Annotated in this window: 11 protein-coding genes; 4 read left to right on the top strand and 7 right to left on the bottom strand. The window is 68.4% G+C overall.

Features of this window, described 5'->3' with window-relative positions:
* Positions 1-9 precede the first annotated feature (9 nt).
* Positions 10-1,194 carry a hypothetical protein gene (locus HNR51_RS07400; RefSeq protein ID WP_182554491.1) on the top strand — a complete coding sequence of 395 codons (1,185 nt, stop codon included), beginning with the start codon at positions 10-12 and terminating at the stop codon, positions 1,192-1,194.
* Positions 1,191-3,149, top strand: a complete 1,959-nt coding sequence (locus HNR51_RS07395; protein ID WP_182554490.1) for a glycosyltransferase family 2 protein — start codon at positions 1,191-1,193, stop codon at positions 3,147-3,149. Before HNR51_RS07400 ends, HNR51_RS07395 begins: the two co-directional genes overlap by 4 nt.
* 138 nt (positions 3,150-3,287) lie before the next feature.
* Here the strand turns inward: HNR51_RS07395 and HNR51_RS07390 are convergent, their stop codons facing one another.
* The 3 genes from HNR51_RS07390 to HNR51_RS07380 all read right to left on the bottom strand — a co-directional run bounded on the left by HNR51_RS07390 (position 3,288) and on the right by HNR51_RS07380 (position 10,250).
* A complete protein-coding gene (locus HNR51_RS07390; RefSeq protein ID WP_182554489.1) occupies positions 3,288-7,031 on the bottom strand; it encodes a hypothetical protein in 3,744 nt (1,247 codons plus the stop codon).
* A 78-nt stretch (positions 7,032-7,109) separates the two neighbouring features.
* Positions 7,110-8,483 (bottom strand): HlyD family type I secretion periplasmic adaptor subunit, encoded by a 1,374-nt coding sequence (locus HNR51_RS07385; RefSeq protein WP_182554488.1) that lies wholly within the window; start codon positions 8,481-8,483, stop codon positions 7,110-7,112.
* A 3-nt stretch (positions 8,484-8,486) separates the two neighbouring features.
* The gene (locus tag HNR51_RS07380) at positions 8,487-10,250 is read right to left on the bottom strand and encodes a type I secretion system permease/ATPase (protein ID WP_182554487.1); all 1,764 of its coding nucleotides are present in this window, start codon (positions 10,248-10,250) and stop codon (positions 8,487-8,489) included.
* A 359-nt stretch (positions 10,251-10,609) separates the two neighbouring features.
* Here HNR51_RS07380 and HNR51_RS07375 point away from each other — a divergent pair, with 359 nt between their 5' ends.
* On the top strand, positions 10,610-10,906 hold the full coding sequence (locus HNR51_RS07375; protein ID WP_012452216.1) for a helix-turn-helix domain-containing protein: 297 nt from the start codon (positions 10,610-10,612) through the stop codon (positions 10,904-10,906).
* A gap of 508 nt (positions 10,907-11,414) precedes the next feature.
* Here HNR51_RS07375 and HNR51_RS07365 read toward each other — a convergent pair.
* From HNR51_RS07365 to HNR51_RS07355, 3 genes are all read right to left on the bottom strand, one after another.
* Positions 11,415-12,119 (bottom strand): sigma-70 family RNA polymerase sigma factor, encoded by a 705-nt coding sequence (locus tag HNR51_RS07365; protein WP_182554538.1) that lies wholly within the window; start codon positions 12,117-12,119, stop codon positions 11,415-11,417.
* 572 nt (positions 12,120-12,691) lie between these two features.
* Positions 12,692-13,813, bottom strand: coding sequence for an NAD(P)-dependent alcohol dehydrogenase (locus tag HNR51_RS07360; RefSeq protein WP_182554486.1), 1,122 nt, complete (start codon positions 13,811-13,813; stop codon positions 12,692-12,694).
* A 395-nt stretch (positions 13,814-14,208) separates the two neighbouring features.
* Positions 14,209-15,870, bottom strand: coding sequence for a porin (locus tag HNR51_RS07355; RefSeq protein WP_182554485.1), 1,662 nt, complete (start codon positions 15,868-15,870; stop codon positions 14,209-14,211).
* A 419-nt stretch (positions 15,871-16,289) separates the two neighbouring features.
* Here HNR51_RS07355 and HNR51_RS07350 point away from each other — a divergent pair, with 419 nt between their 5' ends.
* Positions 16,290-16,454 carry a hypothetical protein gene (locus HNR51_RS07350; RefSeq protein WP_182554484.1) on the top strand — a complete coding sequence of 55 codons (165 nt, stop codon included), beginning with the start codon at positions 16,290-16,292 and terminating at the stop codon, positions 16,452-16,454.
* Positions 16,455-16,500: 46 nt separating this feature from the next.
* On the opposite strand, the gene HNR51_RS07345 is transcribed toward HNR51_RS07350, so the two are convergent.
* Entirely contained in the window at positions 16,501-18,375 is a 1,875-nt protein-coding gene (locus HNR51_RS07345) for a TRAP transporter large permease (RefSeq protein ID WP_182554483.1), read from the bottom strand.
* Positions 18,376-18,383: the final 8 nt, after the last annotated feature.

The raw sequence follows: 18,383 nt of genomic DNA, 5'->3' as shown, positions 1-18,383 counted from the left end.
CTCGCTCTGATGGTGGGATTATCGGCCCCTGCCCGGGCGGATGATCTCGGCCGAGAGCTGTGCCGCGCCCTGTCCGGCGCCGTCGAGAGGACGGCGCCCGACGGGGACCCCGTGTTCCTCGCGAGCTACGAGCCCGGGCCGAACGAGAAGTCGGTTCCCCTGCCGCTGCGCAGCACCGCCTTCTCCTACGACAACGCTCTCGCGGCCACGGCGCTCGCGGGCTGTGGCGACCTGCGGCGGGCGCGTCAGATCGGCGAGGCCTTCCTCGCGGCGATCGAGAGCGACCGCACCTTCGAGGACGGGCGAATCCGGAACGCATACCGCGCCGGTCCCGTGCGCGAGCGCCCCGTCCTGCTTCCGGGCTGGTGGGATACTGCGAACAACCGCTGGTCCGAGGACCGCTATCAGGACGGCACGGCGACGGGCAACGTCGCATGGGTCGGGCTGGCGCTGCTCAATCTGCGCGACGCGACGCAGGACCCGCGTTTCGAGGAGGCAGCCTCCCGGCTCGCGGCCTGGATTCGGACGCGGACGGCCCGCCACGACGCGCCCGGCTTCACCGGCGGGCTCGACGGCTACGATCCGGATCAGGCTCCGCTGGGCTGGGCCTCGACGGAGCACAATCTCGACATCGTCGCGCTCGGGATGCGGCTCGGCAAGGCGGATGACCGCGCCATGGCCGGTTCGGCGCGAGCGTTCCTCGACGCCGCTTTCGACGAGGGGGCCGGCTGCTTCCGGATGGGAACCGATGCCGAGGGCCGCATGCGCGGCGTCGAGGCGATCGCTCTCGATACGCAGCTCTGGCCGCTGCTCGGGGTCGCCGACCCTCCGGATGCATGGCGGCGCGCCCTCAGCTGCGCGACTGCGCGGCTGGGCGTGCCGGGCGGGTTCGACTTCAACGACGACCGCGATGGTCTCTGGGTCGAGGGGACCGCGCAGGCGGCGCTGACCTACCGCTCCGTCCGGGACGAGGCCGCAGCGGAGGCTCTGCTGCAGACCCTCGCGGGCCAGCGCGCGCCCTCGGGCTGGCTCTACGCGAGCCGCGAGGCCCGGCTGACCACCGGTCTGCGGATCGGTCCGACGAGTACGCAGGACGACTTCTTCTACTTCCGCCGTCCGCATCTCGGCGCGACGGCATGGGCCGCGCTGGCCGCGCTTGGCCACAACCCGTTCACAGGAGGCCGCGTCCGATGATGTTTCCCTCTCCGGGCGACGCGAGCTCCGTGCTCGCCCTCTCCTTCGGCATCGCGCTCGGGCTTTTCGCCCTTGCCGGCCTGCTGCGTCCGGAGCGCGCCTTCGATCGCCTTCTGTTCGGCGCGCTGACGGCCGCGCTCATCGCCACCTATGCACGCTGGCGCTGGAGCGACACGCTGCCGCCGCTGACCCCCGAGGCCGGAGCCCTCTGGTCCTACCTGTTCTTCGCCTCCGAGATGGTGGCGGTGGTCTATACCCTGCTCTCGGTGGTGATCCTGTTGCGGTTCAAGGACCGCTCCGGGGAGGCCGACGCAGCCCAGGCGCGCCGCGAGGCGAGCGGCGACTGGCCGGCTGTCGATATCTTCATCTGCACCTACAACGAGCCGCGCGATGTCGTGGAGAAGTCGATCCTGCCCTCGCTCGCCATCGATTACGGCCCCAAGACCGTCTGGGTCTGCGACGACACCCGCCGCGCGTGGCTGCGCGACTATTGCGAGGAGGTGGGCGCCCGCTACATCACGCGCCCGGACAACAAGGGGGCCAAGGCCGGCAACCTCAACAACGCACTGCGCCACACCGCCGAGCGGACCGACGCGCCGCTGATCCTCGTGCTCGATGCGGATTTCGCGCCGCAGCCGGACATCCTCAAGCGCATGGTCGGGCTGTTCGATGATCCGAAGGCGGGCGTGGTGCAATCGCCGCAATTCTTCTTCAACGCCGATCCGATCCAGCACAATCTCGCGGCATCCGACAGCTGGGTCGACGACCAGCGCATCTTCTTCGACGTGTTCCAGCCGGCAAAGGACGCCTGGAAAGCAGCGTTCTGTGTCGGCACCTCGTTCATCGTGCGCCGCGACCGGCTCGGCGAGATCGGCGGCTTTCCTGACGCGGCGATCTGCGAGGACCTCAACCTGTCGCTCGGCATGTCGCGCCGCGGCTACGAGACCCATTGGCTGAACGAGCGGTTGAGCATGGGCCTCTCGGCCGAGGGACTCCCGGAATACATCACGCAACGCACGCGCTGGTGCCTCGGGACGATCCAGATCGCGCTGCTCGCCGACGGACCGCTGCGCGGGCCGGGCTATACCCTGATCCAGCGGATCCATTTCCTGCACGGCGTGCTGAACTGGGCCTGCAAGCCCTACATCGTGCTGATGCTGCTGGCCCCGGCGGTGTACTGGATCGCCGGCCTGCCGGCCTTCGAGGCCGACGTGCTGTCCTTCCTGCGCTACGGCGCACCGCCGCTCTTCGCCCTGTGGGCCTATAGCGGCTGGGTCTCGCGCTCGCGCACGCTGCCGATCTTCATGGAGGTGACCCACGCGATCAGCGCGCTCGCCGTCACCATGACGCTGATCCAGGCGGCAGTCCGCCCCTTCGGCCGACCGTTCAAGGTCACGGAGAAGGGCGGTGACCGCTCCCAGATGCGGGTTCGCTGGCGCATGGCGTCGGCCTTCGGAGGCCTCTCCCTGCTCTCGGCCTTCAGCATCGTCTGGGCCTTCATCGCTCCGACCGCACCGGCTGAGATCTCGGATATCGACTACTTCAACCTCGTCTGGGCCGGGGTGGCGATGGTGCTGACCTTCATCTGCTTCCTCGTCTGCTTCGAGCATCCGCGCGCCGATCTCGCGTTCCGTTACGACGCCGACGCACGGATCGAAGCCGGCGGCATTACCCGCGCCTGCCGGATCGCAACCCTCTCGCCCGGCCGGGCGACGCTGGCCGGAGACGGCGAGCCGGGCTCCGCACCGGGCGTGCCGCTCGTCCTGCACCTTCCGGGCATCGGCGCGATCGACGCGGTCTCGGACTCCGCCGGCCTTTCGCTCGATCCGTCACCGGAACAGTACCGGGCTCTGGTCGTCGCGCTCTACTCGACCCCGCGGGATACCATCGCCCGCGCCGCCCGGTTTGCACCGGCCGTCGGCGGCCTGCTCCGGCGAAGCCTCGGACTCGGCTGAGCGGGGTCGCGGGCCGACCGCGTCGGCAGATGCTCTCGCACGTCTTCCGACGGAGTGGCCGCCGGTGCGTCCGCACGACCCCGCGTCGGAACGAGAGGCTGGAGACGCCGGCCTGCGGCGAGCAGGCCGGATACGGTTCTAGGTGTGATGGTAGAGGTCGTGCACCGGATGCGCCTGATCCGAGACCCCGATCAGACCGACCGCGTGATGGGGCGTTGCCTCATCCGGCCCTTGCGGAAGGGCCGGTGGCACCGGATCCTGATGGGCGTCCGTGTGGAACACGAGATTGCCCTCCGCGTCGATCGCCGCGGGCGGGGGGCTCGGCCGGCCCGGCTTCGCTTGACCGGACGTCCCATGGGACGCCGCGGAGCTGGAGGGGCTGATCGGTGAAGGCCCGTCCGCTCGATCGGCTTCGAGATGCAAAGCGGGCTCGGTCGGCGGGTCAGCCCTGACCGGCTGGGCCGCATGTCCGGGCGCCTCCCGATCGGCGCGGCCGCTGACCGAAGGTCCGTCATCGACGGGGGCTCGATCGGGATGAGCCGTTGCGATCTCGTCCTGCGAAACCGGTGCGGAGGGCGACGTCGGATTTGGATCTGCCGACGGAACGGACTGGCCATTCTTGTCCACGCCGTGAACCGCCGCCGGGATCGGGTGATCGACGACAGGTCCCGCGCTGTCATGTGGTCCGTCAGGCTCGGCTTGGGTGTGCTCACCCTTCGCAGACGTAGTCAAAGCGTCCGACCCCGGTGAAGCGCCGTGTCCGACGGGGTTCTCCGCCACTGCCCGATCGCTTCCCCGATCCTGCAAGATCGGGTCATGGGCAACGGACGCAGGAATGGCAGCCTCCGCAGCGGGATTGGGCCCATGCGACGCTAACTCGTCTTGAGCATGCGACGCCTGTGGCCCGGTGCCCTCGACATGATCGTTCGATGACGACGCCACGGCGGCGTCGCTCGGCACAGATCCGTGGTCCTTCGTGCCGGACACGTCCCCGTTGGACGGCTCCGAGGCTGCCGCGTTCGAGGCGTGATCGGCGCTCTGCCCGATCGCATTGCCGCGTCCATGTTCGGAGGGCGACGAAGTCGGATTCTGAGCGCGCCCATCGGCTGCCACCGGTGTCTGTTCGGACGCCGCGGCATGCTCCGGGGCCGCCCGGTCGGTCGGTTCGCGCCCGCCACCAGGGAGCTCGGTCACGCTGAGCTTGTTCGATCCGTGGGGGGCGGAATCAGGATCCAGTGCCGGATCGGCCTTCGTGGTCGATGCCGCGTCGGATCGTGCTTCGCCGGGAGTGTCTGGCCTCCCGCGACTTGAGACAGTGTCGGTCGCGCCGGGACCGTGCGCTTCGGGCACCCGTTGGTCGTTCCGCTCGGCAGAGGCCGGGCTGTGCCCATCGCCGTGATCGGTCGACGGCCCCGTCTCGGGACGAGCGGCCTCGGCCTGAACCGTTGTTCCCCGCGCGTTGGCATCGCTCGAAGACCGATCGCGGCCGATGGCGGGTCCGCCTGAGCTCGGCTCGCGCAGCGCGACAGTCTCTGGCTGCGCGTGACTGCCCTGGCTCTGGCCGTTCTCGGCGCCTGTCGGCTCGATCTGCGGATCGTTTCCGGGCACCGCCCCGGTCTGCGGCAGCGAACCTTGATCGTCAGCATTCTCTTGATTGCTGGCGCCACCAGCCTGTTGAGCCTCGGGCCGCTCGCCATTCACGGCTTCGGCCCGCGCGCTTCCCGGACCAGAACCATCGGCACGGCTTTCACTCGGACCGGACTGCACGGAGCGCGGATTGTTTCCCACCGCATCCTGAGCCTGTGGCGGCTGCTCCCGAGCGACGACAGCGGCGGGCCTGCTGTCGTTACCGGTTTGCTCGGCGGGTGAGGGATTGCCATTTTCGGTCTGAGCAGCCGCGGCTTCTTGCCGAGCGACAACGCTGGCGTTGTCGTTGCCACCGCCGGTCGGCTCGATCGGTGGCTTGCTTCCGGTCGCAGCTTCGGCCTGCGGGCCCCGCTCCGGAGCAACGGTACCGGCGTTACCGCTGGCATGGTGGCCCGGTTCGACCGATGGGCCATGCGCAGCTTCGGCCTGTGTCGGCGCGGCTTCGTCCCGATCAACGCCGCTGGGGCGGCCCTCGCCACCGCCGGCTGGTGCGGTCTGCGGACTGTACCCGCTCGCCGCCTCGGGCGATGAAGCTTGGTCCGGAGCAACACTGTTCACTTGGCCGTCGATGGGACCGGTTTGCTCGGCCTGCGTGTCATGGGAGGCCTCACCCGACGCGGCCTGATCCGAACCTCGGGCGCTGGATTGACTCGGATGGGGGGCAACCTGCTCGGCGTTCGGGCTCGGTTCGACGGCCGTCATCGCTGGCGCGCCGCGGTCCTGATCGGCGCGATCGACGGAACCCTGACCGGGCCGGGCCTGCTCGGCCGGCGGAGTGTTCGCGGTCGCCGTCTCGGCTGGAACCCCTCGTCCTTGAGCGCCGCCGGCCTGGCCGTGATCGGGGGCAATTTGATCACCTGGCTGATGGGTCTCGGCGGCCGTCTCGACGGAGGATTCTCGATCCCGGCCCGCGCCATCGACGCGACCGTTGCCGGGACCCGCCGCATCCACCTTGAGGCCGTTTCCGGGCGCAGCCTCGGCCGGTCGGCCATCGCCCCGATCCTCGGCATCGCGCGACGAGGCTTCGGGGGACGGGACCCGGCTCGTCACGGCCTGCACCATGTCTTGGACCCAGGCCGGACGCGCAGACCCGCTTCCGGCGTCGGAGGATAGGGCCTGTCCAGGACGGGCGGGGGAGGGGGGCTCGGCGATCGCTGCGGAACCGGCGTGCTGATCACCCGAGTCCGGCCCCGGCACATCCGCTGCGGGCGCAGCGCTCTCGCTGCGTCCCGATGTCGACGTCGGTTGGGCGCTGGATTTAACGGCGGACGCCTCGACCGATGCGCCGGTCAGCAGGACATCGCTGCCAAAGCCCGGCGCCAGCGGCTGGTTCTGTGAGGCCGGAGACTTCGGCGCCTCACTCCCGAATTCGGTCCGCGCCACAGCGGTCGGATCGACCCGGCTCGCTGTTGGAAACGTCTCGGAAGCCGGCTGGGGACGAGCATCGGGATTCGTGCCGCTGCCCTGCGCCGTCAGAACGGCCGGCTGAGCCGACACGCCGCCACGGCCGGAGCCGGACGCGGTGCCCGACGCCTGGGCCGCATCCCCCTGCGCGACGGGGCTCAGGGCGTTGCCCGCCCCGTCCGCCAAATCGAGATTAAGCTCCGCGCCCACGGCGCGGTGATCGACGGCCATGGCCTCGGCTGCGAAGATCATCGCGGAGAGGATGATGGCTTCCATCTGCTTGCGATCGGTCTCCCGATCACCGGATCCGCCGCCGGCCTTCGATTGCGGCTGGCCCTGAGCGGGGCCGCCTTCCTGGGACGCGGAGGGCGCGGATAGGCCTTCGCCGCCGGCCACGAGCGGCCCGGCATGGGCATCCTCGGACGACAGGCTCAAGGCGATCGCGGCCACCAGAGCTGCCAGCAGCGCGGCCGGATGAACGACCAGCGTCGTCGCCGTGCCAGCCGCCGGGATCGGGAGCAGATGCGGATGCAAGCGAGCGATCTGATCGATCAGAGTACGGAAATCCGTCCCGCGCACCGGTCGGTCGAGGGCCTCCGAGGCGATGAGGTAGCTGCCGTCGATCTTGGCGAAATGGATGATCGCGTCGCCGTCCGCCCGGCAGAAGACGAACCACGGCTCCCCCTCGTCGCTGAGGCCTTGCTCGCTCGCGATGCTGAAGCCGGCCCGGAGGAGGGCCGCCTCGACGCGGTAGAACTCGGCCAGTTCCTGCTGCGACCAGTTGCCCTGTCGCGCCGACGCCGGACGGAAGAAGGGAATGACCGTGCTCATCGTCATCTCACCCTGTCGGCGCGTGGCGTCCTTCGACCGATGACGTCGCCTCGCATGGCGGAGCGTCCGGGCGCGGCGCTAGCGTTCATGGAAGGCGCGTCCCATCGCGTCGAAGAAGGGAGCGAACAGATATTCGAGGGCCGTGCGCTCCCCGGCCGAGACCACCACCTCGGCCGGCAATCCGGCGAGAAGGCGGTGCCTGACGTCGGCCGGAAGATGGTGCTCGTCGATCTCGACGGTACCGGCGAAGTAGGCCTGCTTCGTGCCCTCGTCCACGAGACGGTCCCGCGACACGACCGTGAGCGTTCCGAAGACGGCGGGCGTCCGGCGCGCCTGGAAGGTCGGAAACTTGATCTCCGCCCGCATGCCGGCATGGACGGCTTCGAGGTCGTTGGGCGAGAATTGTACGTTGACCACCAGCCGGTCCGCGGTCGGAACGATCTCCATCAGCGGCTCGCCCGAGCGGACGACCTGCCCGATCGCGACGACCTTGAGCGCCTGGATGACGCCGTCGTGAGAGGCGCGGATCTCGTGGCGTCGGAACACGTCCTGCGCGACGACGAGCTTTTCGCGCAGTTCGCCGATTCTCTGCCGCGTCTCGAGAAGCTGGCCGGTGACCGTCTCCTGAAGCTTCTGCTTCAATTGGGTGATCTGCAGCCCGGCCTCGCTGATGGCGTTCTCGGCCTTGGCTCTTTCGGCCACCGAGCGTCCGATCACGCCCTCCAGCCGGGTGCGCTCCCGCTCCATCACGAGAAGGCGTGACAGGGGGATCAGATTCCGCTCGTGCAGGCTGCGCAGGCCCTCCAGTTCCTGCCGGATGAAGCCGACCTGCTGCTCGACCGAGGATTTCTCGACGGCGAGGCCGGAGATCTCCGTCCGCAGCTGGGTGACCTTGGCCTCGATGAGGGCGAGTTGACCCTTGAGCGTCGTCCGCCGTTCCACCAACTGCCCGGCCTGATCGCTGATCATGCGCGCGAGGGCGGGCTCGTCGCGCCGCGCGGCGAGGTCGGCGGGCAATTGCAGGTCGTCGGACTGCGCCTGCTCCGCGCGCAGCCGCGCCTCCAGAACGAGAGCGGCGTCGAGTTGATTGCGGAACAGGTCCGCGCTCGCCTGGGACTGGACGGGATCGATCCGCAGGAGGACGTCGCCCGCGCGGACCGTCTGTCCATCCCGCACCAGCACCGCCTGGACCATGCCGCCCTCGAAGTGCTGGACGACTTTGCGGCTGCTTTCCGCGACGATGACGCCGGTGCTGATGACGGCGCGATCCAGGCGTACGGTGGCTGCCCATGCACCAGCGACACCGAAGGCGGCCACGATGAGGGCGTAGCCGGCGATCGCGTAGCGCTGCCACGCGATCGGAGCGACGGCGCTATCCTCGCTGCCCCGAGCCCGTGACGTCGGGGGAGCGGCGGGCGACGGGATCGGAAGCGGGGCAGACGGCGTGCTCATGGCTCAGCCCGCGCTGCGCTGGATTTCGGACACCCTCTCGGTCTCGGGCACGGTCCGGCCGGCGGTCGCGACCAGCGCCGGGACCGGACGGGGACCGGAGAGGTGGGCGAGGATCTGGTCCGCCGGGCCCGAGGCCCGCAGCGTTCCGCCATCCAGCATCAGGATCAGGTCGGCGCCCGCCAGCAGGCTCACCTTGTGCGTGACGATGACGACGGTCGTCCCACGCTCTCGAAGGTCCGCCACCGCCCGCATCAGCGCGGCTTCGCCGGCTTGGTCGAGACTGGCATTCGGCTCGTCGAGGACGACCAGGCTCGGATCCCCGTACATCGCGCGCGCCAGGGCGATGCGCTGACGCTGGCCGCCGGAGAGACCGTGCCCGCCCGTGCCGATCCGGGTATTGTAGCCGTCGGGCAGGGCCTGGATCAGGTCGTGGCAGCCCGCGCGTTGCGCAACCGAGACGATGGCGGCGTCGTCCTGAACGTCGAAGCGCGCGATGTTCTGCGCCACCGTGCCATCGAACAATTCGACATCCTGCGGCAGATATCCGAGATGCCGTCCGAGCGCCTGAGGATCCCAGTGCCGGAGGTCGGCTCCGTCGATGCGCACTGCGCCGGAAACGATCGGCCAGACACCCGTGATCGCGCGGACCAGCGTCGATTTCCCGGCCGCACTCGGACCGATGATCCCGACGACGCTGCCGGGCTCCAGCCGCACGCTGACGTCGTGGAGGATCGTTCGCGACGAGCCCGGCGCTGCGACGACCAGATTCTCGGTCTCGATCAGGCCGCGCGGGCGCGGCAGCATCACGCGCTCCGGCTCGAGTCCGATGCGCGCGACGATGTCCGTCAGCCGGGCGTGGCTGCTCCGCGCCGCCGTGAAGCTCTTCCAGTGTCCGACGACCGCCTCGATGGGCGCCAGCGTCCGCCCCATGATGATCGAGGCCGCGATCATCGAGCCGGCCGAGATCTCGCCATGGATGGCGAGGTAGGCGCCGACACCGAGGACCATCGTCTGCAGGACCATGCGCGTGAACTTCGTCGCCGCGGCAATGAGGCCGGCGCGGTCGCTCGCCCGGGCTTGCAGCAGGATCGCCTCGTCGTGATGCCGGCGCCAACGGGACCGCAAGGCGCCCAGCATGCCCATGGCTCGCAGGACCTCGCCCCCGCGGACGGTCGCGCGGGCCTGCTCGCCCGCCTCTCGTGCGGCTTGGCTCGCCACGTCGAGAGGCCGCCGCGTCGTGAGATCGGTGAGGAGCGTCAGCCCCAGGAGTGTGCCGCCCCCGAGCAAGGCCATCCAGCCGAACCACGGATGGAGGATGAAGCACGCGATCAGGAACAGCGAGGCCCAGGGCAGGTCGCAGAACGCCAGAATGGCCCCGCCCGTCAGGAATTCGCGCAGGACATCGACGTCGCGCAGGGCTGCTTCGTGCCCGGCCCGCGGCTTGAGCAGAGCGGCCCTGTGAACGATCTCGAAGACCGGTCCGGCCACCTTCCGATCGAAGATCATCCCGCCCCGCACCAGCAGGCGCGAACGCAGCATCTCGAGAGCGGCATAGACCGCCAGCGCGAAGGCCGCGATCGCGGTGACCCCGAACAGCGTCGCTTCGTTCCGACTCAGAAGAACGCGGTCGTAGACCTGCAGCATGTAGAGCGGGCCGGCGAACAGGAGCAGGTTCGTGAAGAAGGCGAAGACGAACACCGTCACCAGGACGGGACGGATCGAACGCAGCCCATCCTTCAGGACGGACCCGGCGAGAGGGTCGCTCATGGCACCACCCGGCGCGCCAGCACGCCTGAGCCGGATCCTGCGTCCGGGCACCCCACCTGCGGATGCCGGCCACATTCCGCCCATTGCCGGAACGGCTTCGGAAGGACCGAATCCGCTGCCTGAGGCCCGCCGTCAGGAAAATCGAACCGGTGCCGCCGCATGCCGCCTGCTTCCCCGGCCCGCGTCATCGCGTGCCGACCCATAAATCTTAGCGCAGGCTTATTGTATTCCAAGAAGCGGCGCCGAGGCCGCCGAAAATCAGGCGCGCCGAGAACTGGACGTCGGCCCGTGGAGCGACATATAGGGATTACTGTACCATTCGGCGCTGACGCGTTCGAGCGCTGGCGGGAGCCTTCCATTTGTATGTCCACCAGCAACGTCTCGGCTCCGAGGAGGTGCAGGAATTGCGCCGCGAAGGCGGCCGTTTTCTGAAGGAGCTTCGAGAGAAGCGCGGCCTCTCGCAGAGGCAGTTGGCTGCTGAGGTCGGGGCGGAATACTACACTTTCATCTCGCAACTGGAGACCGGGCGGGGCCGTGTCCCTCCGGACCGGTACCGGATCTGGGCCGAGGCCCTCGGGGTCGATGCGAAAGATTTCGTAAAAAGCCTGATGCGCTTCTACGATCCGCTGACCTTCGAGATTCTGTTCGGCGACTGACCGGGCACGCTCAGAGGCCAAGATCCAGCCGTCGGCGGCGCAGGATGTCGGCTGGCGGTCTCTATTCCGCAGCGAGGCTGAGCGCCTCCGCCTCGACGAGGACGGCGCCGCAGGCCGTCAGCACGTCGCGGAGCGTTGCCAGAGCGGTTTCCACATCGGCGGGACTCGCCAATCCTTCTCGGACATGCGTGCCGCCCCCGGCCAATGTGACGGCGATGTCGAACCGGCCATCAGGGCGTTCGATGATCCGATACGACGCGTGGCGAGGCATGAGCACGAAGGGGGAGCGGGGCTAAGGACGGAAGGTCCGCCCCTGTCATGCGTCGCCGCTTCATGCAGTTCAAGCTATGAACTTCACTGTATCCGGCCGGTCGATCACCGGCTTGGGCAGCATTGATGCAGCCTATATCGGGCACCACCTCGGCGTGCGGACGACTTCATCCGGTGCTCGCGGCAGAGCTGCATCGCTGCCGCACTTCACTCGATCGAATTCGATGAAGAAAGAGGTTCAGATCGGCACGTTGGTGGACGGTGTCCCCAGCCGCTCGATCAAGTAGGAGCGGGCACGGCTCACGCGGCTCTTCACCGTCCCGATTTGACAGCCCATGACCTCCGCAGCCGCTTCGTAAGTCATGCCCTGCGCACCGACGAGAAGCAGCGCCTCGCGTTGGGGCGCGGGCAGTTGCGCAATGTGGGACATGACGACCTGAAGGTCCGATCCGTGCTCCTGTGCCGCCAGGGCGACCTGGCGGCCCGCCATGACGCCGTCCACGTCCTCGACTTCACGCCTGTGCTTGCGCAACTCGGTGTAGAAGTGGTTGCGGAGGATGGTGAACAGCCACGCCTTCAGATTGGTGCCAGGGACGAAGCGACCCTGATTGGCCCAGGCTTTCAGCACCGTCTCCTGCACGAGGTCATCGGCCCGGGCCGGGCTTCCCGCAAGCGACTGCGCGTAGACATGCAGGCTGGGGAGTGCCGCCGTCAGTCCCTTGCGGAAAGCCGTGTCGCGCTCCCCGGCCAGGACCGCGAGCGTTCCCTCGAGAGCCCGGGTGAGATCGAGCAGATGCTGCGGGGCATTCCACGCACCGATCTCGAAATAGGTCGTCTGCAACTGCGCTCCGAGATGCTTCTGCACGGCCAAGGGCAGTTTGGCAGCGCCTGCCTCTCTGTTCCGATCCGAGCGAACCGGACCGAGTCCGCCTGCAATCAACATGTCGATCAACCCACGTCCTCTGTCAGAGCGAGCGGCACAGGCGTGCCTGAAAACAGACCGCCTCGCCGTACAGTGAACATGTAACTCGTCGACTCGAAGGATCGATCCATTCCGCGGCGGCGTTTGGGAGCGTCCTGAACGATTGCATGGTCGAGGTGATGACGCGTCCGGTGACATACAGAATCGTCGACTGCCCGGACGGTCGGTTTGCGGTTGTCGCCGTGGCAACGTCCGGGACCGCGTACTGGCGCGGCGGGCTGCTCACGCTGGCGGAGGCGGATGCCTGCGTCGAGGATCTGCGCGCCATGCTGTCGCTCTGCGGCGCAGCCCTAGCCTGCTCCGACCATGCACCCGATCCGCACACACCGAATTGGCCGCGTCCGAGGGGGTAGCGGGGAACCGCTCCCGCAACACCGGTGAGAGCTCCATACGTGAGTCACGCGCGTTGCCAAGCCAAGGCCCAGCCTTCGCCCGTGTCGATTGCCAGACGGCACGCGAGGGAGGGCAGGGATGCGGCAGCGGGGCGTGACTGGCATTGACCCCCGGCCATCTCGGCCACCCTAAGCGGCGGATCAGGGCATGACCGCGACCTTCAAGACGCCATCGCGTTGGTGGGCGAAGAGATCGTAGGCTTCCTCGATCGCCTCCAGCCTGAAGCGGTGTGTGACCAGCACGCGGGCATCGATGCGGCCGGAGGCGACGACCGACATCAGGCGCCGCATGCGCTCCTTGCCGCCGGGGCAGAGCGTGGTGACGATGGTGTGGTTGCCGAGACCCGCTACGAAGGGGCCGAGCGGGATCCGCAGATCCTCCGAATAGACGCCGAGTGAGGCGAGCGCTCCGCCCGGGCGCAGCACCCGCAGGGCCGCTTCGAAGGTCGATTGACGCCCCAGCGCCTCAATCGCCACGTCGACGCCTCGGCCGTCCGTGATCCGCAGGATCGCAGCGACCGGATCTTCCTTCGAGAAATCCACGATCTCGTCCGCACCCATGCTGCGGGCGACCTGCTGGCGCTCAGGTACGCATTCGACGGCGATAATCCGCGTGGCCCCCATCAGCCGCGCGCCTGCCGTGGCGCAGAGGCCGATCGGTCCTTGGGCGAAGACGGCGACCGTGTCGCCGATCCGCACGCCCCCGCTCTCGGCACTGGAGAAGCCGGTCGACATGATGTCAGGACACATGAGGACCTGCTCGTCGCTCAGGTCGTCCGGAACAGGGGCGAGGTTCGTCATGGCATCGGGTACGAGCAGGTATTCGGCCTGTGAGCCGTCGATGGTGTTGCCGAAGCGCCAGCCGCCCATGGGCTTGAAGCCGTACTTCGTGTCCGGGCCGTCCTGCGAGAGGCATCCGCAGAGACAGGCATTGCTGTGCCCGGAGGGCGTGATCGCGCCGGCCACCACCCGCTGGCCCTCTTGGAACCCTCGGACCGCGCTGCCGAGCCGCTCGATAATCCCGACCGGCTCGTGACCGATGGTCAGGCCGCGCGCCACCGGGTATTCGCCCTTGAGGATGTGGATGTCGGTGCCGCAGATCGTCGTCGTGGTGATGCGGATGAGGGCATCGAGCGGCCCGATCTCAGGGACCGGCTTCTCATCCAAGACGATGCGCCCCGACTGGACGAAGATCGCCGCCTTCATGCGCGCCCCGCGGGCTCGGTTGCGCTCGGTGATACGGGTGTCGGCGTGACCATTCATGCCCTGTCTCCATTCAGGGCCCCCCGAACCGCAACGCGCGAAACGACGGAAAGTTGTTCGAACGCATTCGCGCGCCACGTATGATTGTGCATGCGGACAGCACCTTCCACCCTCCGTCGGCTTCCGGCAGGCGATGCGGGGCACGAGTTTCCCCGTCACGAATCGACTCTCAGCCTGCGGCGCGCCGGAGGACGCCTTCACAAGCAGGCTGAAGAGTGCGGTGGAGTGTACAGCCTCGGACGTCACGGGCAGGGCCAGGAGATGGCCGCCTCGACCGGCGCACCGTCCGCCCGCCGCCCTGCGGCCTCCGCCTGAGACACGCCCTGGCAGCGAACCGGATCGCGTGATGGACGCAGCCGCGGCGCATGACCGGGCGGCTGCCTCGAAGGCCAGACTCAGAAATCGCGCTGAACGCGGAAGCGGGCCTGATAGAGCTCCTCGGACGACACGGTCCGGGTCGGCACGCCGGCCACGAACACGCCCTTGTCGCTGTCGGCGACGCGCCCGCTCGCGACGGCGGTGCGCGTGTACTGGCCCTCAATGCCGATATCGAGGTCCTTGACCGGCGACCAGATCAGGCTCGCGCCCGCCACGATCTGGCCGCTGTCTCGCAGGGCAGGGCTCAGGGCGTAGCCGAGCGGGTTGGTCAGCGGCGAGGGTGGCGCGACCGTCGGGCCGGCACCGACAAGCGCGTTGGCGAGGCCCGTGTTGTAGCGAACCCCCTTCCCGAAGCCGATCTCGCCGTAGCTGCCGTAGAAGGCCGAGCGCCATTCCGGCGACCAGTAGTGCAGGTAGGAGGCCACCACCGTGAAGCTGGTGGCGCGCTGCAGCCGGCCGCTGAGTGGATCGACGACGGCATCGGGCAGGAACTGATTGAAGGGGTTGCCGGCATAGACGTTGCCGTTGCTGATGTAACTGCCGGTGAAGCGGTTGATGCCGGTGTACATGTTGGCGCCCTCGCCGTAGGCGCCCTGCAAGTAAAGGCCGTCGCCCGGTGCGATCCAGGGCAGGTTGACCTTGAGCCCGCCCTGCACCGCCCAACCATAGGCCGTCTGCGCCCCCGCCTCGATGCCGCGGGCGGCGAGCAGGGCGGCGGCGGCCTCGGGTGCGACCGGCGTCGGCAGCAGGCTGGAGACCGCCGAGCCGGCGATGAACCCGCCCGTGTTAATGTCCTTGACCGCGGCGGAGAGCTGTACCGAGCCCCAGGGCGCGTCGTAGCGCAGCGAACCGACGAAGTCGGGCAGGCGCGAGCGCTGGACGGCATCGATGAAGGCGATCGCGGTGGCGTTGCCGGCGGCGTTGGTGCCGAGGATGATCGGCGTCGGGGCGGTCGTGAAGACGTTGTTCAGACCGGCCTGACCGGGAACCAGACCGGTCGCGTTGACCGCATCGGAGTAGAGCGGGTTCTTGCGGAAGTTCGGGTCCTCCATCGAGAGGGTGGTGGAGAAGCCGGTGCCGAAGGTGTGGGTGTAGGCCAGCAGGTTGGTCGAGGGGACGTTCGAACCGAGCGAGGCGGCGATGATCTCGTAGTCGTGGGCGTAGAAGTCGAAGAACGAGGAGGCGCGACCGGCGGTCATGCCGGCGAACTGCACGAAGGCCTTATCGACGGCGATCAGGTTTTGCATGCGGCCGAGCTGGTCCTGGCCCAGCCCCGGGAAGCTGGCCGCGCTGCGGTTGCCGGTGCCCGAGACGATCCGGTTGTTGCCGGTGCGGCTTCCGGCGTCGAGGCGCAGGAAGGCGCGCAGGGTGCCGTAGCCGGTCTGGGTCCGGGCATCCATGTTGACGCGCAGCAGGCCGATGAAGCCGGAGATGTCGCCGCCGCCGGGTATGGTGCGGCTGTCGCTGCCGAAATAGCCCGCCTCGAAGCGGGCGCGGCCGGAGAGGCGGATGCAGGTGTCGGTGCCGGGGATGGTGAAGAAGCCAGCGCCGTAGGCCGTGCAGACGCGCACGTACTCGATCGGCACGGCCTTGCCGGCGGGCAGGTCGGCGGCCTGGGCCGCGCCGATCATGGCCAAACCGGCTGCTGAGCCGAGCAGCAGATCCTTGATGCGTACCATTGCTGTCCCCCTCAATGATGGACGTCAACGAAGCAGAGCAGTGGAGAGGGGACGCGCTGCGCGTCCCTTTCCTAGGAAACAATGGTGCCGTGGGGCTGACACCAATCGAAATTCGGGGCGGCGAATTTATCTGTATTGATCTCTGATCGGCGGGATTATCTCGACGAACGTCTATACTGACAATTTATATGGGTGATTTCTGTTGACTTATCTTTCCTGTGCTGCCGTTGCCGAATGGGGCAGCCATGCATTGGGCGGAAGATGCCGCGCGAAGGCCTGTCTTAATGAAGATTAGTCGAGCTGCATGAGTTGACTGCATGTCTGCCCTTGAGCCTTCACACTCGAAAGGCTCGCGATCCGGGCGCATATTGCGGTGCAACAAAGGCGGGCCGGCGGAGGCTCACAGGAGATCGGGTGCCATGGCCGTCACCGGTTTGAGCAAGCATCATCGAACCTCACGAGAGGAAGCTGCGCGTGCAGGGCTGGCGGAGCGGATCGTCGCGGCGCTGCGGCGCGCAGGCGAGATGCGCTACACCCAGCAGCGCGATCTGATCGAGCGGACGGCTCGGGCCGGGGCGTTCTGAGGCGCGCCGCCCCGGTCCCGCTGGGACCGGGACGCGCCTTCTTCCTTTAGAGGAAGCCGATCGAGAACCAGGGCACCAGGATGATCGCGGCAAGGCCGATCATCAGGGCCGCCATGTAACCGACGATGGGCCGCATGCCGACATCGGGATTGATCCGGCTGATGGCGCAGGCGGCGTAGTAGCCGACGCCGAAGGGCGGCGCGAACAGGCCGATGCCCATGGCGAGGATCACGACCATCGCATAGTGGACCTCGTGCACGCCCACCGCCCGGGCGATCGGGAACAGCAACGGCCCGAACAGAACGATTGCGGGGATGCCCTCCAGCACCGAGCCCAGCACGATGAAGGCGAGGGCGGAGACGACGAGGAAACCGAGCGCGCCGCCGGGCAGGTCCTTCATCGCCGCGGCGAGCGCTTGCGAGAAGCCGGATTGCGTGAGCGCCCAGGCCATGGCAGTCGCCGCGCCGATGATCAGGAGGATCGCACCCGACAGCGTCGCTGTCGTCACCAGCATGGGTAGGAGGCGGCGCCAGTCGAACTGCCGGTAGACGAGGAGTCCCGCCAGCACCGCGTAGACGATTCCGATCGTCGAGACTTCGGTGGCCGTCGCCACACCTTCGACCACTGCAACACGAATGACGAAGGGTAGGGCGAGGGCGGGGACCGCCACCAGGAGCGCGCGCAGGATCGCCTTTCGGCCCGGCCATGCGACATGGGCAAGATCCTCTCCGCGGTAGCGCCACCAGACCAGGGCGCAGAGCGTCGCGCCGAGGACGAAGCCCGGCAGCAGGCCGCCGGTGAACAGGGCGGTGATCGAGACCCCCGTGACCGAGCCGATGGTGATGAGCACGATCGAGGGCGGGATCGTCTCCGTCTGCGCGCCCGTCGCGGAGAGCAACGCGACGAGATCGCCCTCCTTGGCGCCACGCGCCTTCATTTCGGGAAACAGCACGGGTGCGACCGCGGCCATGTCGGCCGCCTTCGAACCCGAGATGCCAGAGACGAGATACATCGCGCCGATCAGGACGTAATGCAGTCCGCCGCGCACATGCCCGAGCAGGCTTGCAAGGAAGCCGACCATGGCGCGGGCCATGCCGGTCATCTCGATCAGGAGGCCGAGGAAGATGAACAGCGGCACGGCGAGCAGGATGAGGTGGCCCATGCCCTCGTCCATGCGCCCGACCACGACCATGGCGGGGGCGTGCGTGGTGGTCATCAGGTAGGCGTAGGTCGAGAGGCCGAAGGCGAAGGCGATCGGCACGCCCGCGAAAACCAGCGAGCCGACGCCGAGGAGAAAGAACACCAAGAGATTGAAGTTGCCCATCGCCGTCAGCACCGGCGACAGGAGGGCGAGGACAGCCGCGACAGCCGCGCCGAGCGCCAGAGCGGCGCCGGTCATGCGCCAGTCGCTCTCGCGCATGAGCCGCAGCACGGCGGTCACCAGCATCAGCGCGAACCCGACCGGCAGGGCAGCCGCGCGCCAGGTGTTGGCGAGGTTGAGGGCCGGGGTATGCACCCAGGATTCCTCGCTCGCGAACTCGAACGCGGGCTCGAGGAGCAGGCCGACGAAGACGAGGCCGGCCACGATGGCCAGCGTGTCCATGAAGGCCCGGCCGCGGGGCGAGGCCATGCCGACGAACGCGGTCATGCGCATGTGCTCGCCACGGCGGAAGGCGATGACCGTCCCCAGCATGGCCAGCCACAGGAACAGGATCGTGGCGAGTTCATCCGACCAGACCAGGGGCTGGTGCAGGACGTAGCGGCTGACGACGCCGCTCAGGAGGACGAGGATCTCCAACACGACGAGGATCGCCGCCGGGATGTCGACCATTCGGTCGAAGACCCGCTCGAAGGTCTGGAACTGAGTACGGTCGCCAGGGGCCGGCAGGGCCGCCGCGTGCACGGGCAGATCGAGTTGCATGTCGGCCT

The sequence above is a fragment of the Methylorubrum thiocyanatum genome (assembly GCA_014138645.1).
In the GTDB taxonomy this organism is placed as follows: Bacteria; Pseudomonadota; Alphaproteobacteria; order Rhizobiales; family Beijerinckiaceae; genus Methylobacterium; species Methylobacterium thiocyanatum.
Note: the sequence above shows the minus strand (reverse complement) of the source record. Positions and strands in the feature narration are given on the sequence as shown.